A 19,190-nucleotide genomic window follows, 5' to 3' on the forward strand; every position below is an offset into this window, starting at 1 on the left:
TCTGGCTAACACTTCCCCTTGCCGGGTGTGTAGAGGACTTGCACCTCCAAGTCTCCTGCTTTGGCCACCACAGCCAAGCAGGTTGCGCTAACGCGCAACGCGCCATGCCTGGCGCACAACGACAAAGCCCGCGACCATTTCTGATCGCGGGCTCTGGCTTACGGCATATGGTGGGTCGTGTAGGATTCGAACCTACGACCAATTGGTTAAAAGCCAACTGCTCTACCAACTGAGCTAACGACCCGTTGGATGGCGCGTATAATACTGATTTCTAACGAGAAATCAACACCCCATCAATAATTTCTTCAGATATAGCGCGTCGGGTCGTCTACACCGGCGGCCTTGAAGCCTTCGGCACGCAGGCGGCAGCTGTCGCATTTGCCGCAGGCCCGGCCATCGTTGTCTGCCTGGTAGCACGACACGGTCAGGCTGTAGTCCACGCCACGGGCCATGCCGGCCTGCACGATCTGCGCCTTGCTCAGGTTCTGCAGCGGCGCCTGGATGCGGAAGCCTTGCCCTTCGACACCGGCCTTGGTGGCCAGGTTGGCCATGCGCTCGAAGGCCTCGACGAACTCGGGGCGGCAGTCCGGGTAACCGGAGTAGTCCACGGCATTCACGCCGATGAAGATGTCACGCGCCTCCAGCACCTCGGCCCAGCCCAGGGCCAGGGACAGAAACACGGTGTTGCGGGCGGGCACGTAGGTGACCGGGATGCCTTCGCTAGGGCTTTCCGGCACATCGATGCTGCTGTCGGTCAGGGCCGATCCGCCAATGCCGTCGAGGTTAAGGCCGATTACCTTGTGCTCTACCACGCCCAAGTCGCGGGCGACGCGGGCGGCGGCGTTGAGCTCGGCGCGGTGGCGCTGGCCGTAGTCAAAGCTCATGGTGTAGCAGCTGTAGCCTTCGGCCTTGGCCATGGCGACCACCGTGGCCGAATCGAGGCCGCCGGACAGCAGGATTACCGCGCGTTTCTCAGTCATGTCGTTCACTCTTTCAATCAACGTCCGGGTTCGTCGTTCCACAACAGCTTGTGCAGCTGCAACTGGAAACGCACGGGCAGGTTGTCGGCAACGATCCAGTCGGCCAGGTCGCTGGCGCTTACCTGGTGATGGCTGGGCGAAAACAGCACCTCACCCGCGCGCTCGGCGAGGTTGTACTGGATCAGCTTGGACACCGCCCAGTCGTAGTCCTCACGGGAACAGATGACGAACTTGACCTGATCGTTACGGGTCAGTTGCTCGATGTTCTCGTAGCGGTTGCGGTGCGACTCTTCGGAACCTGGGGTCTTGAGGTCGACCACGCGGCTGACCCGCACATCGGTGCCGGAAATGTCCAGGGCGCCGCTGGTTTCCAGCGACACTTCGTAGCCGGCATCGCACAGGCGCCGCAGCAACGGCAAGGCATTGGGCTGGGCCAATGGCTCACCACCGGTGACGCAGACATAACGCGGCTTGAAGCCTGCGACCTGCTCAAGGATCGAATCGAGGGTGCGAATGGTGCCGCCGGTGAAGGCATAGGCACTGTCGCAGTACTGGCAGCGCAGGGGGCAACCGGTCAGGCGCACGAATACCGTGGGCAGCCCAGCCGTTCGCGTTTCACCCTGCAAAGAGTAAAAGACTTCGGTGATGCGTAATGTGTCTTGCATGCTCGCCACGGGCGTGACAGCTAAACAGGCTGTCCGCCTCCGTCAGGCACTGCAGCGGACTCGACATGGCGTTATCCGCAGCAGCGTGTTTATAAAAGGGCAGTGATTCTAACGAAAAAACCCGCGGCAAGCGCGGGTTTCTTTCGAACGGTGCAGATAAGTCCTACAGGCTTTACAGCTTTTGCAAGTCACGCTGCGCCAATTGCGCGGCAGAAGTACCTGGGTACTGGGTAATGACCTGCTGCAGGATACCCTTGACCTTGTCGGTGTGGCCCATGCGGCGCTCGACGTCAGCCAGTTTGTACAACGAGTCTGGCACCTTGCTGTGCTTGGGGTACTTCTGGCTGACTTGGGCAAATGCCTGGCTGGCGCCTTGCAGGTCGCCCTTGGCCAGGTTCACCTCGCCCAGCCAGTACTGGGCGTTGCCGGCGTACTGGCTGTTCGGGTACTTGCGCAGGAAGGCGTTGAACGCCTGGCTGGCCTTGTCGAAGTCCTTCTGCTTGATCTGGTCGAAAGCAGCATCGTAGTAGAGCTTTTCTTTCGCTGGATCACCCGGCTCACTGCTGGCGGCCGGTTGTTGTGCAGCGGCGCCAGCGGCACCTGCTGCTGCACCGGCGGGGGCAACAGGTGCGCCACCGGTGGAGGAATTGTCGGGAGTCGCGGCAGGCGCGGCACCACTGTTGATGCGACGGTCCAGGTCCTGGTATCGCTCCAGGTTTTCCTGCTTCATGCGCGACACATCGTTTTGCAACTCTTCGATGATGCCTTGCTGGCGGGAAAGCTGATCCTGCATCTGTTGCAGCTGCATGAACAGCTGGCCCTGTGCCGAGGCAGGGGTCGAAGCCCCTGCGCCGGCATAGGCGCCGCTCGTGCCATAACCGGAAGGTGGGTAAGCACCCCCGTTGTCATCAACTACAGGAACCGCAGCCCACGCCGAAAGCGGTAGGCTGAGTGCGAGGACGGTTACAGCACGACGGCACATACGCATAAGAACTTACTTACGCAGTTCTACGCGACGGTTCTGAGCCCAGGACTGCTCGTCGTTGCCGGTGGCAACTGGACGCTCTTCGCCGTAGGAAACCAGTTCCAGCTGAGCAGGGGAAACGCCCTGCAGAACCAGGTAGCGCTGAACGGCTTTCGCACGACGCTCACCCAGAGCCATGTTGTACTCGCGGGTGCCGCGCTCGTCGGTGTTGCCTTCCAGAACAACGCGGTTGCCGTTGGCTTTCAGGTCCTTGGCGTGAACGTCCAGAGCGCGCATGGCTTCTGGCTTCAGGTCCGAGCTGTCGTATTCGAAGTAGAAGGTGGTGATTGCGCGCAGGGCGGCTTCTTCGCTCAGGGAACCGTCGACAGCGCCAGTGTTGGCACCGTAGCCAGCGTTCGGATCAACAGCGCCTTCACCAGCGTTGTCACCGCCTTTCGAGGAGCAACCTACAGCTACGGCCATGGCCAGAGCCAGCGCAGCAAATTTACCAAACTTCAGCATTTCCATCGTGAAACTCCTAATGAAACCCCAGTGTGTTAAGCAAAACGTATTACGCCGCAATCAGTTCAGGTAAGGGGACCAGGACGGTTCTCTGACTTCGCCTTGAGCGGTAGGAAGTGGGAGCCTCACACGGCCGTTAAGCGACACGAGCATCAAGACTCCCCGGCCCTGCTGGCGGGTGGCGTAGATTAGCATGGTGCCGTTTGGCGCAACAGTGGGCGACTCATCAAGACTTGTTTCCGTGAGAATCTTTACACTTCCACGTTGCAGGTCCTGGGCAGCCACTTTGAAGTTGGTGAAGCCCTGCTGGCGATGGATCATGACCAGGGTCTTTTCATCCGCCGACAGTTTCGGGTTGGCGTTGTAGTTGCCCACGAACGTCACACGCTCTGCACCACCACCGCTGACCGACTGTTTGTAGATCTGCGGCTTGCCGCCACGGTCGGAGGTGAAGTACAGGGTGTTGCCATCTTTACCCCAGAACGGCTCGGTGTTGATACCGGGGCCGGCGGTAACGCGGCTGATCTGGCGCGATGCCACGTTCATCACGTAGATGTCCGGGTTGCCGTCCTTGGACAGCACGAACGCCAGGCGCGAACCATCAGGCGACCAGGCAGGTGCACCGTTCAGGCCTTCGAAATTGGTCACCTGCTCGCGGCGGCCGGTATCGATGTGCTGGATGAAGATGCGTGGGCGCTTCTGCTCGAACGAAACGTAGGCGATGCGCTTGCCATCCGGCGCGAAGCGCGGCGACAGGATCGGCTCGCGCGACTGCAGCAGGGTCACTGCGCGGGCACCGTCGTAGTCCGAACGCTGCAGGGTGTAGCGGGTGTTGTTGGTCGAGAAGCGCTCGGCGGTCACGTACAGCATGCGGGTAGAGAACGCACCCTTGATGCCGGTGAGCTTTTCGAACGACTGGTCGGCGATGTAGTGCGACATGTCGCGAAGCTGGTCGACGCTGCCGGCAACGCTACCGGTCAACACCTGCTGCTCGGTGGCAACGTTGAACAGCGCGTATTGCACCTGCAGGCGACCGCCCGACGGCACGATGCTGCCAACCATCACGTACTGGGCGCCCAGGGCTTTCCAGTCGCGGAAGATGACTTCGCTGGCCTGGGTCGGCTGGCTGATCATGTTCTGCCGCGGGATCGGCGAGTAATAGCCGGAGTTGCGCAGGTCGTTGCCAATGATGTCGGCCATGTCTTCCGGCAGCACGCTGCCACCCTGCAGACCGAACGGCACTACCGCGATGGGCGTGGCCCGGTCGCTGCCGCTGGTGACCAGGATGTTCTTTTCCTCTGCCATGGCCATGCCAGCCACGCAGCAGAGCATGACCAGCATTCCTCGAAGGAGTTTAATCACAACGCTAGATCCTCAGGTGTAAATGTCATCTTGAACGAACGATAACGGTTGAAATCGCTCGGCTTCATACCCTGCATCTCGGTCAAACGACCGATGTTCTTCACTGCTGCCACCGCGGAACTGTCAAACGGGCCATCGCCACTGGACTTGACCACGCTGACACCGGTAACGGTGCCGTCCGGCAACATGCTGACCTGCAGGGTCACCGTCATGCCCTTACGCGCGGAAGGCGGACGTGCCCAACCCTCGGCCGCGCGCATGCGGATCAGGTCGTCGAAGTCGCCGGCCACCTGGTCACCCTGCTCGTCGGCCAGGGCCTGCTGCCGCTCGGTGGTGTCGGACAACAGCTCGGCCAAGGCCTGGGCTTTCTTGTCTTCCGCCGACTTGCGGGCCGCTTCCTGTGCCTTTTTCTTCTGGGCGTCTGCAGCGGCCTTTTTCTTGGCCTCTTCAGCTGCCTTCTTCTTCGCGTCCTCGGCCGCCGCTTTCTTCTTGGCGTCCTCGGCTGCTTTCTTCTTCGCGTCCTCGGCGGCCTTTTTCTTGGCTTCCTCGGCTGCTTGTTTCTTGGCCTCTTCCTCAGCCTGCTTCTTGGCCTCTTCCTCGGCCTTCTTCTTGGCGATGTCGGCCTGCTGCTTCTCGGCGGCCTTCTTCGCCTCCTCGGCCTTCTTGGACTCGGCGGCTTTCTTGGCTTCGGCGGCTTTCGCCGCTTCCTCGGCCTTCTTCGCCTCGGCAGCTTCACGTGCCTGCTCGGCCTTTTGAGCGGCGTCGGCTTTCTTTTGTTCCGCGGCCTTGATGGCCTCCTGCTCGACCTTCTTCTGCTCCAGCTGCTCGACTTCGGTCTGGCGCGAGGCGGTTTTCTTCGCTTCCCCGGCAATCTTCTGATTGGTCTGGGTCGTCGCCTGGCTCTTGGACTTGAGTTGATACAGCGTAGCCTGAACGATCGGCTTGGAAGGCGGCAATTCAGGGGTCATGGCAAAGCTGACGAACAGCAATGCGAACACCAGCACATGCAGGCCGATGGCCCAGACACTGGGCCAGAAGTAGCTTTCCGAGGCGGATGGCTCTCGCTGTTGCATCAGGGCGCCTCGGTAATCAGGCCAACGTTACCGACACCGGCCTTCTGCAACCCGCCCATGGCGCCCATGACGGCGCCGTAGTCGACAGCCTTGTCGCCACGAATGAAGACCTGGGTCTGCTTGCCCTGGTCGCGACCGGCGGCAATGATCTTGGTCACTGCGCTGGTCATGTCCGGCAAGGTCATGGCCTTGTCCATCTGCTTGTCGGTGTCGACTTCGCTGCCGAGGTTCCAGTAGTAGGTCTTGTCGGCCTTGATGGAGATGGTGAGGATCTGGACGTTGTTGTCCTGCGGCAAGGCTTCGCTGGAAACCTTGGGCAGGTCGACCTTGACGCCCTGGTTGAGCATCGGCGCCGTCACCATGAAGATGACCAGCAGCACCAGCATCACGTCGATGTAGGGCACCACGTTCATCTCGGCGACGGGCTTGCGTTTGTGGCGAACTCGGGCCATGGGCTAGTACCTGCTTACTCTTCGCTGGTGTGCACTTTACGGTGCAGGATCGCCTGGAACTCGTCGGCGAAGGTGTAGTAACGGCCGATCAGCACTTCGCTGCGGGCGGCGAAGCGGTTATAGGCAATTACCGCCGGAATGGCCGCGAACAGGCCAATGGCCGTGGCCACCAGGGCCTCGGCGATACCCGGGGCAACCGTGGCCAGGGTGGCCTGCTGGGCGCTGGCAAGGCCGCGGAACGAGTTCATGATGCCCCACACGGTGCCGAACAGGCCGATGTACGGGCTGGTGGAACCGACGGTGGCGAGGAACGGCAGGCTCTGCTCGAGCTTCTCTTCCTCACGCGAGATGGCCACGCGCATGGCACGGCCAACGCCTTCCATGACCGCGTCCGGGTCAACGCCCGGCTGCTGGCGCAGGCGCGAGAATTCCTTGAAGCCGGCACGGAACACCTGCTCCACGCCCGAATCCGGGTCGGGGTTGCTGCCTGCCTGGCGGTACAGCTTGGACAGGTCGATACCCGACCAGAAGCGCTCCTCGAAGGCATCCAGCGCACGACGACCGGCGCGCAGCATGGTGCTGCGCTGGAAGATCATGATCCATGAGGTGACCGATGCGGCCACCAGGGTCAGCATTACCAGCTGTACCACCACGCTGGCATTGCTGACCAGACTCCACATGGAGGTATGGTCGACGACGTTAGCTTCCACGCTTATTCTCCTGCGTTCGATTGAGTACCCGAGCCGTCTGCCGCAAAGGCGTCGCGCAGCTGGGGAGGTATGGCTCGGGGTTTGAAAGTGTCGGCGCGCACGGCGGCCACCAGGAACTGCCCTTCGCAGAGCAGCGTTTCATCCTTTTCCCGCCAGACCTGCTGCACGAAGCGCAGGCTGGCGCGATTGAGTTCAAGTACTTGCGCGGTAACCCGCAGCTCGTCGTCCAGGCGCGCCGGCGCGTGATAGCGGGCTTCGCTGGAATGGACCACGAACAACAGGTTGTCTTCGGCCAGTTGCGACTGGGAAAAGCCCAGGTGCCGCAGGCGTTCGGTGCGCGCGCGCTCCATGAATTTCAGGTAATTGACGTAATACACCACGCCACCGGCATCGGTGTCCTCGTAATAGACGCGACAACGGTGAGCGAACGGTTCCAGGCCATTTTGCGCGCGCATACTCTAGTGCTTACTCCTCAGCTTGCCAATCCGCTGCGGCAACTGTTTTTTCTTCATTAATGTCGTATTGCCAGCGCACCATCGGCATGCCAGCGGTAGGACCACAAAAAGCCGGTTTCGATCTGTCATTCATCGCCTGGCTCGGAAAAATCGCTACCGCCGCCGAGGCTGCCGGGAACATTCAGGCCAAAGTGCAGGTAAGCATGCCGGGTCACCACCCGGCCACGGGGCGTACGCATGATGTAGCCCTGCTGGATCAGGTAGGGCTCGAGCACGTCCTCGATGGTATGGCGCTCCTCGCTGATGGCTGCGGCCAGGTTGTCGACGCCCACCGGGCCGCCATCGAACTTCTCGATCATGGTCAGCAGCAGGCGGCGGTCGGAATGGTCGAAACCGCGCTCGTCGACGTCCAGCAGGTTCAATGCCATGTCGGCCACGGCCTTGGTGATCTGGCCCTTGCCACGCACCTCGGCATAGTCGCGCACGCGGCGCAGCAGGCGGTTGGCGATACGCGGCGTGCCGCGGGCGCGGCGGGCGATCTCGTAGGCGCCCTGGTCCTCGATGGCCAGGCCCAGGATGTTGGCCGAGCGGCTGACGATGGTCGCCAGGTCCTTGTCGCTGTAGAACTCCAGGCGCTGGACGATACCGAAGCGGTCACGCAAGGGGTTGGTCAGCATGCCGGCGCGGGTGGTGGCGCCGACCAGGGTGAACGGTGGCAGGTCGAGCTTGATCGAACGAGCCGCCGGGCCTTCGCCGATCATGATGTCGAGCTGGAAGTCTTCCATCGCCGGGTACAGCACTTCCTCGACCACGGGCGAGAGACGATGAATTTCGTCGATGAACAGCACGTCGTGCGGTTCGAGGTTGGTCAACATGGCCGCCAGGTCGCCAGGGCGTTCGAGAATCGGCCCCGAGGTGCTCTTGACCGACACGCCCATTTCCTGGGCAATGATGTTGGCCAGGGTGGTCTTGCCCAGGCCTGGCGGGCCGAAGATCAAGGTATGGTCAAGCGACTCGCCACGCCCGCGCGCAGCCTGGATGAACAGCGCCATCTGCTCGCGCACCACCGGCTGGCCGATGTACTCGTCCAGGCGCAGCGGGCGAATGGCGCGGTCCTGGACTTCTTCACGGTCGCGGCCACTGGCGGCGATCAGGCGGTCGGCTTCGATCACTTGGTAATCATCCCTTTAAGGCTGCGGCGAATCAGTTCCTCGCTGCTAAGGCCTGCCTTGTCCTTGATCGCGGCGATGGCCTTGCTCGCTTCCTGGGGCTTGTAGCCCAGGGAAACCAGGGCGCTGACCGCATCGGCCTCGGCCGAGGACTCACTGGCCACCGGCAGCGGGCCGTCGGACACCAGGGTGAACATGGCCGGGGAGGTTTCCCAGGCCTTGAAGCGGTCCTTGAGCTCGACCAGCAGGCGTTCGGCCGTTTTCTTGCCAACACCCGGCACGCGCACCAGCACGGCGGCGTCCTGGGCCTGCACGCAGCGCACCAGTTCGTCCACTTCCAGGCCGGACATCAGCGCCAGCGCCAGCTTCGGGCCGACGCCATTGAGGCGGATCAGCTCGCGGAACAGCTCACGCTCGCGCTTTTCGGCAAAGCCATAAAGCAGGTGGGCGTCTTCGCGCACCACCAGGTGGGTGTGCACGGTAACCGGTTCGCCGACCTTGGGCAGGCGATACAGGGTGGTCATCGGCACTTCCAGCTCGTAGCCCACGCCGTTGACATCGATAACCAGGTGAGGCGGCTGTTTTTCCGCCAGGGTGCCGCGCAAACGTCCAATCACGTTCCGATCCTTCCTCTCGGGGAGCCGGTCGAAGACCGCTCAACCCTATCAGCAAATGCGCCGGATGAACGCTTCAGCCGGCCAAAATATGTATCAGCGCATGAAGCGCTCAAAGACGCAAGCGCCCGCCGCGCCGCCGCGCCGTGGCCAGGCCATGGGGCACCAGGCTGGAACGGGTATGGGCGTGGCACAGGGCGATGGCCAGGGCGTCGGAGGCGTCGATCTGCGGTTTCTGGGTCAACTTGAGCAGGTGCATGACCATCAGCATCACCTGCTCCTTGTTCGCCCCACCGCTACCGGCGACGGCTTGCTTGACCTGGCTGGCGCTGTATTCGGCAATTTCCAGGCCCGCCTCGGCGGCCGCGACGATGGCCGCGCCGCGGGCCTGGCCCAGCTTGAGCGCCGAGTCGGCGTTGCGCGCCATGAATACCCGCTCGATGCCCATGGTGACCGGGCCATGCTGGGCGATGATTTCGCTGACACCGCGAAAAACGATCTGCAAGCGCTCGTGCAGCTCACCGCTGCCGGTGCGAATGCAACCCGACGCCACATACTCGCAACCACGGGTGGTCTGGCGAACCACACCATAGCCGGTGATGCGCGAGCCGGGGTCGATACCAAGAATCAGAGTCATAGTGCCCGTATCAGAATCATGCAGGTTTGCAAATTTTACCGGCCCTTTCGCGGGACAAGCCCGCTCCTACAAGGCATGTGGAATACCTGTAGGAGCGGGCTTGTCCCGCGAAAGGGCCGATACAGGCGCCAAAACACCTTAGCCGAGTTTTTCCATGATCTCGTCGGAAATCTGGGCATTGGAATAGACGTTCTGCACGTCATCCAGGTCTTCGAGCATGTCGATCAGCTTGAGCACCTTCTCGGCGCCCTCCAGGTCGAGTTCGGCGCTGGTGGTCGGCTGCATGACGATTTCCGCGTCGGCGGCTTTGAAGCCAGCTTCTTCCAGGGCATTACGCACGGCATAGAAGCTGTTGAACGAGGTGAACACCTCGAACGAGCCGTCATCGTTGGCCACCACATCGTCGGCATCGGCCTCCATCGCCGCTTCCATCAGGGCGTCTTCGTCCACACCCGGGGCGAAGCTGATCTGCCCCTTGCGCTCGAACAGGTAGGCCACCGAGCCGTCGGTGCCGAGGTTGCCGCCACATTTGCTGAAGGCATGGCGCACGGCGGCAGCGGTACGGTTGCGGTTGTCGGTCATGGCCTCGACCATGATCGCCACGCCACCTGGGCCGTAGCCTTCGTAGCTAAGCTCCTCGACGTTGTCACTTTCGTTGGTGCCCGCACCACGGGCCACGGCGCGGTCGATGATGTCGCGGCTCATGTTGGCGCCCAGCGCTTTATCCAGTGCCAGGCGCAGGCGCGGGTTGGAGGCCGGGTCAGCCCCGCCCTGCTTGGCGGCGACCGTCAGCTCGCGGATCCACTTGGTGAAGATCTTGCCTCTCTTGGCATCCTGGCGCTCTTTGCGGTGCTTGATGTTCGCCCACTTGGAATGACCAGCCATAACGACTCCAGATCCTTGCTACAGAAACAGGTTCCGCCCCGAAGGGCGGAACGTGGGAAGACTGCGCCGAAGCGCGTGGGCGCACCCGCCGGGATGCGCCCGGGGCCGATTACTCGACCTTGGTCTGCTCGCGCAGGCGGATGTGCAGCTCGCGCAGGGCCTTGGCGTCGACCAGGCCAGGGGCCTGGGTCATGACGCACGCGGCGCTCTGGGTTTTCGGGAAGGCAATCACTTCACGAATCGACTGGGCGCCGGTCATCAGCATCACCAGGCGGTCCAGGCCGAAGGCCAGGCCACCGTGGGGCGGTGCACCGAACTTCAGGGCGTCGAGCAGGAAGCCGAACTTCTCTTCCTGTTCTGCCGCCTCGATACCCAGCAGGCGGAACACCGCTTGCTGCATTTCCTTGCGGTGAATACGGATCGAACCGCCACCCAGCTCGGTGCCGTTGAGCACCATGTCGTAGGCACGGGAGAGCGCGGTAGCCGGGTTGGCCTCGAGTTCTTCAGGGGTGCACTTCGGCGCGGTGAACGGGTGGTGCAGCGCAGTGAAGCTGCCGTCTTCGTTCTCTTCGAACATCGGGAAGTCGACGACCCACATCGGTGCCCACTCGCAGGTCAGCAGCTCGAAGTCGTGGCCCAGGCGGATACGCAGCGCGCCCAGGGCTTCGCTGACGACCTTGAACTTGTCGGCACCGAAGAACACGATGTCGCCATCCACGGCGCCTACGCGGTCGAGGATGGTGTTGAGGTTGGCCTCGGGGATGTTCTTGACGATCGGCGACTGCAGGCCTTCGACGCCCTTGGCGCGCTCGTTGACCTTGATGTAGGCCAGGCCCTTGGCACCGTAGATGCCGACGAACTTGGTGTACTCGTCGATCTTGCTGCGCGGCATGCTGGCACCGCCTGGCAGGCGCAGGGCGGTAACGCGGCATTTCGGGTCGTTGGCCGGGCCTGCGAAGACCTTGAAGTCAACGTCCTTGAGCTGGTCGGCAACGTCAACCAGTTCCAGCGGGTTACGCAGGTCTGGCTTGTCGGAACCGTAGCGGCGCATGGCCTCTTCGAAGGTCATGTGCGGGAATTCACCGAATTCCAGGTCCAGCACTTCCTTGAACAGCTTGCGGATCATGCTCTCGGTGAGGCCCATGATCTCGCTTTCGTCGAGGAAGCTGGTTTCGATGTCGATCTGGGTGAATTCCGGCTGGCGGTCGGCACGCAGGTCTTCGTCGCGGAAGCACTTGGCGATCTGGTAGTAGCGGTCGAAACCGGCCACCATCAGCAGCTGCTTGAACAGCTGCGGCGACTGCGGCAGGGCGAAGAAGCTGCCAGCGTGGGTACGGCTCGGCACCAGGTAGTCACGCGCGCCTTCCGGGGTAGCCCGGGTGAGGATCGGCGTTTCGACGTCGAGGAAGCCGTTTTCGTCGAGGAAGCGGCGGATGCTGCTGGTGATGCGCGAACGCAGGCGCAGCTTGTCGGCCATTTCCGGGCGACGCAGGTCGATGAAGCGGTAGCGCAGGCGGGTTTCTTCGCCCACGTCGGAGTATTCGTTCAGCGGGAACGGCGGGGTTTCCGCTTCGTTGAGCACGTTCAGCTGGTAGCCGAGGATCTCGATGGCGCCGGAGGCCATGTTGGCGTTCACCGCGCCGTCCGGGCGCTTGCGCACCTTGCCGGTGATCTGCACGACGTACTCGCTGCGCACGCGGTCGGCGGCGGCGAAGGTTTCGGCGCGGTCCGGGTCGAACACGACCTGGGCCATGCCTTCGCGGTCACGGATGTCGAGGAAGATCACCCCGCCGTGGTCGCGGCGACGATGGACCCAGCCGCAAAGGGTGACTTCCTGGCCGTCCAGGCTCTCGTTCAGTTGGCCGCAATAATGGCTGCGCATCATGATGGTGGTTTCGCTTCTCGTGATTCGTGTATTCGATGGAGGCCTTGGCCGCCCGAAGGGCTAATACTGCAAGACCCGGCTACTGCAATTCAACTCAGTCGGCCTTGTCGCCGCCTGCCAGATTCTTTTTCGCCCCGGTCTTGAAGTCGGTTTCGTACCAGCCATTACCACTCAGGCGAAAGCCCGGCACCGACAGCAGTTTCTTCAGTGCCGGCGCCTGGCAGGCCGGGCAGTCGGTCAGCGGCGCGGCGCTGATCTTCTGCAATGCCTCCATGCGGTGGTCGCAGGAAGCACATTGGTAGTCATAAAGGGGCATGAACGTCTCTCGTCAACCACAACGCGGGCTGCCAGGGCAGCAAAAAGCGGGATTATATATGGTTAACCGGCACTGCGCAGCCCGCCCGGCGATCAGCGTGTCACCGTGGATCGAGCAGCCAGACGACGCAGATCACCCGGATCAACCCGCTGAAGTTGCGCACCCCGCCCTGGCGCAGGTGTACCTCGCGGTCGACGTACGACAACACCGCGCTCACCGAACAGCGGTTGGTCGCCGCAATCTGTTCGAGGATACCCCAATACACGGCCTCCAGGCGCAGGCAGGTGGAAAAGCCATTAAGCCTGATGGAACGTGCAATCGGCTGTACCTGCGCCATGTCGAAATCGACCGTGAATGGATCGACGCTGGGCTTGCCCGGCCAGCCCCCGTGCCTTGCAGCCTTGTTGATTGCGTGCATATCGCCCCTTCGCCTCACGAGAAATCCGAGGCCCAGTAAGGCGCGCAAAGCCACACACTGATCAGCGGCAAAGCTTTCCCGCACAAACGAAAAAGCCCGAAAGCGCTTACTCTTTCGGGCTTTCCTACAACCGGTGGTTAAGCTTCACTCATTTTTCGTCGAGCAGTACCCGCAGCATCCAGGCCGTCTTTTCGTGCACCTGCATGCGCTGGGTGAGCAGGTCGGCGGTTGGCTCGTCGCTGACCTTGTCCACCACCGGGAAGATGCTGCGTGCGGTTCGCACCACCGCTTCCTGCCCCTGGACCAGCTGGCGGATCATTTCGCTTGCCGCAGGAACCCCTTCCTCCTCCTTGATCGAGGAATGCCGGGCGTAGAATGCATACGACCCCGGCGCCGGGAAGCCCAGGGCGCGGATGCGCTCGGCGATCGAGTCGACCGCAAGCGCCAGTTCGTTGTACTGCTCCTCGAACATCAGGTGCAGGGTACGGAACGACGGGCCGGTGACGTTCCAATGAAAGTTATGGGTTTTCAAGTACAGCACGTAGGTGTCCGACAACAAACGGGACAAGCCTTCGACGATGGACTTGCGATCTTCTTCACTGATACCGATATCGATTGCCATGAAGCTCCCCTTTCCATTTGGCTTGACGATCAAGCAGGCCCGACAACTCTACCAACACTTGCCCGTCCCTGCCCATGACCCAGCGCAAAAGCCGCACGCGACGCCTGCGGTTTGAGAAGCCCCCGCCTTTGCGGTTAAATAGGCACCGTGCCACCCGTGCGGATTGTCATTGCCGGGTGCATAGGCAGGCCTGCCACGTGTTCGCGCCCTACACCTCATGCGCACCGTGCTGCCCGCTCTTCCTGTGATCGGCCTTATCAACTGTGAGCCAACCCCATGTTCAAGATCGTCCATCTGGTGACGGGCGTCGCGGCTTTGCTGCTATCGCTCATACCCAGCCTGAAAGCTGACGCAACACCCTTCCTGCAGCAACCCGACGCGGTCTACCTGGCCCTGCTCGGCCTGCTCAACCTGCTGCTGGCCCCGGTCGTGCCCATGTACTACCGCGGTGCACGCCAGCAACTGCAACACCTGGCCTGCGCGCTGCTGGTGGTGGCCGTGGTACTGCAAACCCTGACCCTGCTGGCACGCCCGGAAATGGGCAACCTGGCGGCATTGGTGTGCGCGGTACTGGCCGTTGCCCTGCACCTGGCCGTGGGCTTCGCCCGCACCGGGCGCAAGGCACGCGCAAGCCAGGGCGCACCGGTACAAGCAGGCAACCGCGATACCGGCACCGTGAAGTGGTTCAACACCTCCAAGGGCTTCGGCTTCATTTCCCGCGACTCGGGTGACGATATCTTCGTGCACTTCCGGGCCATTCGCGGTGAAGGCCACCGCATTCTGGTCGAAGGCCAGCGCGTGGAGTTCTCGGTGATGCACCGCGACAAAGGCCTGCAGGCCGAAGACGTGGTGGCGGTCACCCGCCGCTGACCCTGCGGTGCCCCGGGGCAACCCCGGGGCACCTTCAGCACCTGGCGCCTTAATAATGAGGCGGCGGTGCTTCCTCCCCCTCGCTGCCGTACTGGCCGACCATCTCTTCATAACGCTTGATCAACTCGGCCACCTGCAGTTGCAGGCGTTCGATCACCCGCCCCTGCTCGACCACCACATCGTTGAGCGCCTGGAGGGTGTCATCCTGAAATGCCTGGCGGGTTTCCAACTCGACAATACGTGCGTCCATCGACATGTCAGGCCTCCTGGTAGCTGTCGCCCAGCAGCCCGCGCAGGCGCTGGCCGATCGCCTCGACCTGGCCAGGGGCATACTCACCCGAAGGCACCTTGCCCCATACCGGCGCAGGCCAGGCGGCGTCCCCGTGGTGGCGAACGATGACATGCATGTGCAACTGGCTGACCACGTTGCCCAGGGTGGCAACGTTCATCTTGTCGGCCTTGAACTCGCGCTTGAGCGCTTCGGCCAGGCAGGTGGTTTCTTGCCACAGTTGCGCCTGGTCGTCCGCGCTCAAGTCGAACAGTTCGCTCACGCCGGCGCGCCGGGGCACCAGGATGAACCAGGGGTAATTGGCATCCTTGCTGAGCAACAGACGGCACAGCGGAAAATCCCCAAGCACCAGGGAATCCTGCTGCAAACGCGAATCCATCTCAAACACGGTAAACCTCCGTCACTAAATCAGGCATCAAGGATACCGCGCTTCGCCGGTGGCGGCATGCGCCATCGCGCCGACCGCACACTTTAAGTTCATGAAATACCGCAAGTTGCACTACCGCGGTAACACAGCGCTACTTTTCGCACCAAAATGAGGCCACAAAAGTGTGTAGCAATACGGTTCTACCCACACCCACGACTCTGCATCAACTGTTTCCGGTAACACGTTGACTTTTATGGCGGGTTTTCACGATAACCACGCTGCACCAACTGGCACACCATCAGACAGGCCTCGCCCCGTGTTTTCGGCACCTTCAGCGCTTCGGCCGAGCGATTTGTGAAAATTTCATCAATCGTGGTAAATGTTGAGCACGCTTGTTGCATTCTTTCTACGCCAAGTCGGCACGACACCTGCATTGGCAGATGCCAGGTGACGCGACAAATAACAACAGCGGCATTGGTGACACCAGGGAGTTTCCCAACCGGCAGGGCGTGAATGACGCAAACATGACGGTAACGGAACAACGCTGGCGTTGTACGCCCCGAATTAACGGGGCGTGATTTGCGACATGGAAATACCTAAAAGCGACATGACCGTAAAGTTCCCGATAAGAGAAATTTTGTCATATCGCCAATAACAGTCAGCGTGCTATACATTTTCGCCGACATAACAAGAAAGAGCTGTCCCATATAACTAAAACACTTGGGCACAGCGGTACTCTTCCTAAAAACCAAAGGAGCAAATCACGATGCGCGTGATGAAGTGGAGCATGATCGCCCTGGCCGTTGCAGCCGGGACCTCGCAGATGGCCGTAGCGTCGTCCCAGGACGATTCCAAGGGTTTCCTCGAAGACAGCAAGCTGAACGTCAAGACTCGCATGCTGTACTTCAGCCGTGACTTCCGCAACAACGCACCGAGCACCCAGAGCCGCGTGGAAGAGACGGGCCTGGGTTTCCTCGGCACTTATGAATCGGGCTTCACCCAGGGCACCGTAGGCTTCGGCGTCGACGCCATCGGCATGCTCGGCCTGAAGCTGGACAGCGGTAAAGGCCGCTACGGTACCGGCCTGTTCCCTGAAGACTCCGACGGCCGCGCCCAGGATGACTACTCCAAGGCCGGCGGCGCGGTGAAACTGCGCATTTCCGATACCGTGCTGAAGGTCGGCTCTCAGTTCACCGCCATGCCTGTGTTCGCCACGGACGACAGCCGCCTGCTGCCGGAAATGGCCGAAGGCGCCCTGATCACCAGCAACGAAATCAAGGGCCTGACCCTGAACGCCGGTCGCTTCACCGCGCTGGACGCACAGGCTCAAACCTTCCACGACAGCCTGCACCTCAAGCAAGCCGACGTGATCGGCGGCACCTATGCCTTCACCGACAGCCTGTCCACCAGCCTGTACTACTCGAAGGTCGAAGACTACTGGCGCAAATACTACGCCAACGTCAACTGGGCACTGCCACTCTCCGACAAGCAAGGCCTGGTGTTCGACTTCAACATCTATGACACCAAGAGCGATGGTGCTGGCCTGCAACGCGCCGAAAACGACGGCGTGACCAAGCTCGACAACCGCGCCTTCAGCCTGTCGGCCGCCTATAACGTTGGCGCCCACACCTTCACCCTGGCCTACCAGAAGGTGACCGGTGACGGCGACTACGGTTACGGCGTGGACGGTGGCGGCACCGTGTTCCTGGCCAACTCCGTGGCCCGTTCCGACTTCAACGCCGAGGACGAGAAGTCCTGGCAGGCGCGCTACGACCTGAACTTCGCCGAGTTCGGCGTACCAGGCCTGACCTTCATGACCCGTTACGTGCGTGGTACCGGCGCCAACACCGCCACCACCGACAACGGCAAGGAATGGGAACGCGACATCGACATCAAGTACGTGCTGCAAGAAGGCCCGGCCAAGGACCTGAGCTTCCGCGTACGCCAGGCCACCTACCGCTCCGCCGACGGCGTCTACTACGGCTCCCCGTCGCTGGACGAACTGCGCCTGATCGTCGAGTACCCGCTGAGCATCCTGTAAGCCTGGCTTGCAGTGCCCCGCACCTGAGAAAGCCCGGCACAACCGCCGGGCTTTTTCTTGGCTGACAACAGCCACGCCCTGGGGCATTCTGTACGCCTTCGTTTCACCCCCGTACAATGCGGGGCTATTTCAACGTCTTAGGCAATCGACACGGCTAACCATGCGCACCAGTCAATATTTGCTCGCCACCCAGAAAGAAACCCCTGCCGACGCAGTGGTCATCAGCCACCAGCTCATGCTGCGCGCCGGCATGATCCGCAAACTGGCTTCCGGCCTGTACACCTGGCTGCCGATGGGCCTGCGGGTAATGCGCAAGGTCGAGAACGTGGTGCGTGAGGAAATGAACGCCGCCGGCGCCCTGGAAGTGCTGATGCCGAGCATCCAGCCCGCCGAACTGTGGCAGGAATCCGGCCGCTGGGAGCAGTACGGCCCTGAGCTGCTGCGCCTGAAGGACCGCCACCAGCGTGACTTCTGCGTCGGCCCGACCCACGAGGAAGTCATCACCGACCTGGCCCGTAACGAGCTGTCCAGCTATAAACAGCTGCCGCTCAACATGTACCAGATCCAGACCAAGTTCCGTGACGAGATCCGCCCACGCTTCGGCCTGATGCGCGGCCGCGAATTCATCATGAAGGATGCCTACTCTTTCCATGCCGACCAGGCTTCCCTGCAGGAAACCTACGACCGCATGCACCAGGCATACAGCAACGTATTCACCCGCCTGGGCCTGGACTTCCGCCCAGTGCAGGCCGACACCGGCTCGATTGGCGGCAGCTACTCGCACGAATTCCACGTGCTGGCCGAGTCCGGCGAAGACGACGTGATCTTCAGCGACAGCTCCGATTACGCCGCCAACATCGAGAAAGCCGAAGCCATCCCACGTGAAACCGTGCGCCCTGCCCCTACCGAGGAGCTGCGCCTGGTCGACACCCCGAATGCCAAGACCATCGCCCAGCTGGTGGAAAACCACGGCCTGGCGATTGAAAAAACCGTCAAGACCCTGATCGTGCGCGGCGCCGAAGAAGGCAAACTGGTGGCGCTGGTGGTCCGTGGCGACCACGAGCTGAACGAAATCAAGGCAACCAAGCTGGAGCAGGTCGCCGACCCGCTGGTGATGGCCACCGACGCCGAACTGCGCGACGCCATTGGCGCCGGCGCAGGCTCCCTGGGCCCGATGAACTTGCCGCTGGAAGTGGTGATCGACCGTTCGGTCGCCCTGATGAGCGACTTCGGCATCGGCGCCAACATCGACGACAAGCACTACTTCGGCGTGAACTGGGAGCGTGACCTGCCGGTTCCTCAGGTCGCCGACATCCGTAACGTCGTCGAAGGCGACCCAAGCCCGGACGGCCAGGGCACCCTGGTGATCAAGCGCGGCATCGAAGTCGGCCACATCTTCCAGCTCGGCACCAAGTACAGCGAAGCGCTGAAGTGCCAGGTACTGGGCGAGAACGGCAAGCCGGTCGTGCTGTCCATGGGTTGCTACGGCATTGGCGTGTCCCGCGTGGTGGCTGCCGCCATCGAGCAGAGCTACGACGATAAAGGCATCATCTGGAACGACGCCCTGGCGCCCTTCCAGATCGCCCTGGTGCCACTGCGCTATGAAACCGAGGTGGTTCGCGAGGCCACCGACAAGCTCTACGCCGAACTGACTGCCGCTGGCTTCGAAGTGCTGCTGGACGACCGCGACAAGAAGACCAGCCCCGGCATCAAGTTCGCCGACATGGAGCTGATCGGCATTCCACACCGCATCGTCGTCAGCGACCGTGGCCTGGCCGACGGCAACCTGGAGTACAAGCACCGCACCGAGCAGGACGCCCAGGCGTTGCCGCTCAATGAAGTGCTGACCTTCCTTAAGGCCCGCGTTCGTCGCTGATAACCAATGCCCGAGTGA

Annotated in this window: 21 protein-coding genes, 1 tRNA gene and 2 pseudogenes; 4 read left to right on the forward strand and 20 right to left on the reverse strand. The window is 61.9% G+C overall.

All coding sequences use genetic code 11. The features are described from left to right. Positions 1–168: 168 nt before the first annotated feature. The 18 genes and pseudogenes from F3J45_RS23930 to F3J45_RS24015 all read right to left on the reverse strand — a co-directional run bounded on the left by F3J45_RS23930 (position 169) and on the right by F3J45_RS24015 (position 13,729). Positions 169–244, reverse strand: a tRNA-Lys gene (locus F3J45_RS23930). 61 nt (positions 245–305) lie between these two features. Further along, positions 306–980, reverse strand: a complete 675-nt coding sequence (queC, locus tag F3J45_RS23935; RefSeq protein WP_167068934.1) for a 7-cyano-7-deazaguanine synthase QueC — start codon at positions 978–980, stop codon at positions 306–308. A 17-nt stretch (positions 981–997) separates the two neighbouring features. Further along, positions 998–1,645 (reverse strand): 7-carboxy-7-deazaguanine synthase QueE, encoded by a 648-nt coding sequence (queE, locus tag F3J45_RS23940; protein ID WP_167068938.1) that lies wholly within the window; start codon positions 1,643–1,645, stop codon positions 998–1,000. Between the two features lie 172 nt (positions 1,646–1,817). Then, complete coding sequence (gene ybgF / locus F3J45_RS23945; protein WP_167068941.1) at positions 1,818–2,633, reverse strand: tol-pal system protein YbgF; 816 nt, start codon at positions 2,631–2,633, stop codon at positions 1,818–1,820. Positions 2,634–2,639: 6 nt separating this feature from the next. Continuing rightward, a complete protein-coding gene (gene pal, locus F3J45_RS23950) occupies positions 2,640–3,137 on the reverse strand; it encodes a peptidoglycan-associated lipoprotein Pal (RefSeq protein WP_023381906.1) in 498 nt (165 codons plus the stop codon). Between the two features lie 54 nt (positions 3,138–3,191). Beyond that, positions 3,192–4,493 carry a Tol-Pal system beta propeller repeat protein TolB gene (gene tolB, locus F3J45_RS23955; protein ID WP_167068944.1) on the reverse strand — a complete coding sequence of 434 codons (1,302 nt, stop codon included), beginning with the start codon at positions 4,491–4,493 and terminating at the stop codon, positions 3,192–3,194. Next, positions 4,490–5,566: a cell envelope integrity protein TolA gene (tolA, locus tag F3J45_RS23960; protein ID WP_167068947.1), complete on the reverse strand. Its 1,077-nt coding sequence runs from the start codon at positions 5,564–5,566 to the stop codon at positions 4,490–4,492. The genes tolB and tolA overlap by 4 nt, the downstream gene beginning before the upstream one ends. After that, entirely contained in the window at positions 5,566–6,018 is a 453-nt protein-coding gene (gene tolR, locus F3J45_RS23965) for a protein TolR (protein WP_008090221.1), read from the reverse strand. Before tolR ends, tolA begins: the two co-directional genes overlap by 1 nt. Positions 6,019–6,032: 14 nt before the next feature. Next, positions 6,033–6,698, reverse strand: a complete 666-nt coding sequence (gene tolQ / locus F3J45_RS23970) for a protein TolQ (RefSeq protein ID WP_205300076.1) — start codon at positions 6,696–6,698, stop codon at positions 6,033–6,035. 19 nt (positions 6,699–6,717) lie between these two features. Then, positions 6,718–7,183: pseudogene (ybgC, locus tag F3J45_RS23975) on the reverse strand (tol-pal system-associated acyl-CoA thioesterase). 125 nt (positions 7,184–7,308) lie between these two features. Further along, positions 7,309–8,355 (reverse strand): Holliday junction branch migration DNA helicase RuvB, encoded by a 1,047-nt coding sequence (gene ruvB, locus F3J45_RS23980; RefSeq protein WP_167068954.1) that lies wholly within the window; start codon positions 8,353–8,355, stop codon positions 7,309–7,311. Further along, positions 8,352–8,969, reverse strand: a complete 618-nt coding sequence (gene ruvA / locus F3J45_RS23985) for a Holliday junction branch migration protein RuvA (RefSeq protein ID WP_167068957.1) — start codon at positions 8,967–8,969, stop codon at positions 8,352–8,354. Before ruvA ends, ruvB begins: the two co-directional genes overlap by 4 nt. 109 nt (positions 8,970–9,078) lie before the next feature. Further along, positions 9,079–9,603 carry a crossover junction endodeoxyribonuclease RuvC gene (gene ruvC / locus F3J45_RS23990; RefSeq protein ID WP_167068960.1) on the reverse strand — a complete coding sequence of 175 codons (525 nt, stop codon included), beginning with the start codon at positions 9,601–9,603 and terminating at the stop codon, positions 9,079–9,081. A gap of 138 nt (positions 9,604–9,741) precedes the next feature. After that, positions 9,742–10,488: a YebC/PmpR family DNA-binding transcriptional regulator gene (locus tag F3J45_RS23995; RefSeq protein ID WP_167068963.1), complete on the reverse strand. Its 747-nt coding sequence runs from the start codon at positions 10,486–10,488 to the stop codon at positions 9,742–9,744. 109 nt (positions 10,489–10,597) lie between these two features. Beyond that, complete coding sequence (gene aspS / locus F3J45_RS24000; protein ID WP_205300073.1) at positions 10,598–12,370, reverse strand: aspartate--tRNA ligase; 1,773 nt, start codon at positions 12,368–12,370, stop codon at positions 10,598–10,600. A gap of 97 nt (positions 12,371–12,467) precedes the next feature. Continuing rightward, positions 12,468–12,689 (reverse strand): FmdB family zinc ribbon protein, encoded by a 222-nt coding sequence (locus F3J45_RS24005; RefSeq protein WP_027919960.1) that lies wholly within the window; start codon positions 12,687–12,689, stop codon positions 12,468–12,470. A gap of 100 nt (positions 12,690–12,789) precedes the next feature. Beyond that, positions 12,790–13,107 (reverse strand): ribbon-helix-helix domain-containing protein, encoded by a 318-nt coding sequence (locus tag F3J45_RS24010; protein ID WP_167068969.1) that lies wholly within the window; start codon positions 13,105–13,107, stop codon positions 12,790–12,792. 148 nt (positions 13,108–13,255) lie between these two features. Next, positions 13,256–13,729, reverse strand: coding sequence for a Dps family protein (locus F3J45_RS24015; protein WP_167068972.1), 474 nt, complete (start codon positions 13,727–13,729; stop codon positions 13,256–13,258). A gap of 276 nt (positions 13,730–14,005) precedes the next feature. Between F3J45_RS24015 and F3J45_RS30405 the strand changes: the two are divergent. Both F3J45_RS30405 and F3J45_RS30165 read left to right on the forward strand, forming a co-directional pair. After that, positions 14,006–14,311, forward strand: a pseudogene (locus F3J45_RS30405) (cold shock domain-containing protein membrane protein); the annotation flags it as partial. 93 nt (positions 14,312–14,404) lie between these two features. Continuing rightward, positions 14,405–14,599 (forward strand): cold shock domain-containing protein, encoded by a 195-nt coding sequence (locus F3J45_RS30165; protein WP_061304901.1) that lies wholly within the window; start codon positions 14,405–14,407, stop codon positions 14,597–14,599. 49 nt (positions 14,600–14,648) lie between these two features. Here the strand turns inward: F3J45_RS30165 and F3J45_RS24025 are convergent, their stop codons facing one another. Continuing rightward, the gene (locus F3J45_RS24025; protein ID WP_167068977.1) at positions 14,649–14,855 is read right to left on the reverse strand and encodes a SlyX family protein; all 207 of its coding nucleotides are present in this window, start codon (positions 14,853–14,855) and stop codon (positions 14,649–14,651) included. Position 14,856: 1 nt separating this feature from the next. Then, positions 14,857–15,276: an HIT domain-containing protein gene (locus tag F3J45_RS24030; protein WP_167068980.1), complete on the reverse strand. Its 420-nt coding sequence runs from the start codon at positions 15,274–15,276 to the stop codon at positions 14,857–14,859. A gap of 745 nt (positions 15,277–16,021) precedes the next feature. Here F3J45_RS24030 and F3J45_RS24035 point away from each other — a divergent pair. Together F3J45_RS24035 and F3J45_RS24040 are read left to right on the forward strand one after the other, a co-directional pair. Then, complete coding sequence (locus tag F3J45_RS24035; RefSeq protein WP_167068983.1) at positions 16,022–17,296, forward strand: OprD family porin; 1,275 nt, start codon at positions 16,022–16,024, stop codon at positions 17,294–17,296. A gap of 160 nt (positions 17,297–17,456) precedes the next feature. After that, positions 17,457–19,172 (forward strand): proline--tRNA ligase, encoded by a 1,716-nt coding sequence (locus tag F3J45_RS24040; protein ID WP_167068986.1) that lies wholly within the window; start codon positions 17,457–17,459, stop codon positions 19,170–19,172. Positions 19,173–19,190 lie beyond the last annotated feature (18 nt).

This window comes from Pantoea sp. Ap-967, from assembly GCF_011752565.1.
GTDB lineage: Bacteria > Pseudomonadota > Gammaproteobacteria > Pseudomonadales > Pseudomonadaceae > Aquipseudomonas.

Excerpts from the sequence above, each read along its gene's own strand:
- queC (WP_167068934.1), bottom strand. The coding sequence starts at position 980 with ATGACTGAGAAACGCGCGGTAATCCTGCTGTCCGGCGGCCTCGATTCG.
- queE (WP_167068938.1), bottom strand. The coding sequence starts at position 1,645 with ATGCAAGACACATTACGCATCACCGAAGTCTTTTACTCTTTGCAGGGT.
- ybgF (WP_167068941.1), bottom strand. The coding sequence starts at position 2,633 with ATGCGTATGTGCCGTCGTGCTGTAACCGTCCTCGCACTCAGCCTACCG.
- pal (WP_023381906.1), bottom strand. The coding sequence starts at position 3,137 with ATGGAAATGCTGAAGTTTGGTAAATTTGCTGCGCTGGCTCTGGCCATG.
- tolA (WP_167068947.1), bottom strand. The coding sequence starts at position 5,566 with ATGCAACAGCGAGAGCCATCCGCCTCGGAAAGCTACTTCTGGCCCAGT.
- tolR (WP_008090221.1), bottom strand. The coding sequence starts at position 6,018 with ATGGCCCGAGTTCGCCACAAACGCAAGCCCGTCGCCGAGATGAACGTG.
- tolQ (WP_205300076.1), bottom strand. The coding sequence starts at position 6,698 with ATGTGGAGTCTGGTCAGCAATGCCAGCGTGGTGGTACAGCTGGTAATG.
- ruvC (WP_167068960.1), bottom strand. The coding sequence starts at position 9,603 with ATGACTCTGATTCTTGGTATCGACCCCGGCTCGCGCATCACCGGCTAT.
- F3J45_RS23995 (WP_167068963.1), bottom strand. The coding sequence starts at position 10,488 with ATGGCTGGTCATTCCAAGTGGGCGAACATCAAGCACCGCAAAGAGCGC.
- aspS (WP_205300073.1), bottom strand. The coding sequence starts at position 12,370 with ATGCGCAGCCATTATTGCGGCCAACTGAACGAGAGCCTGGACGGCCAG.
- F3J45_RS24005 (WP_027919960.1), bottom strand. The coding sequence starts at position 12,689 with ATGCCCCTTTATGACTACCAATGTGCTTCCTGCGACCACCGCATGGAG.
- F3J45_RS24010 (WP_167068969.1), bottom strand. The coding sequence starts at position 13,107 with ATGCACGCAATCAACAAGGCTGCAAGGCACGGGGGCTGGCCGGGCAAG.
- F3J45_RS24015 (WP_167068972.1), bottom strand. The coding sequence starts at position 13,729 with ATGGCAATCGATATCGGTATCAGTGAAGAAGATCGCAAGTCCATCGTC.
- F3J45_RS24025 (WP_167068977.1), bottom strand. The coding sequence starts at position 14,855 with ATGTCGATGGACGCACGTATTGTCGAGTTGGAAACCCGCCAGGCATTT.
- F3J45_RS24035 (WP_167068983.1), top strand. The coding sequence starts at position 16,022 with ATGCGCGTGATGAAGTGGAGCATGATCGCCCTGGCCGTTGCAGCCGGG.
- F3J45_RS24040 (WP_167068986.1), top strand. The coding sequence starts at position 17,457 with ATGCGCACCAGTCAATATTTGCTCGCCACCCAGAAAGAAACCCCTGCC.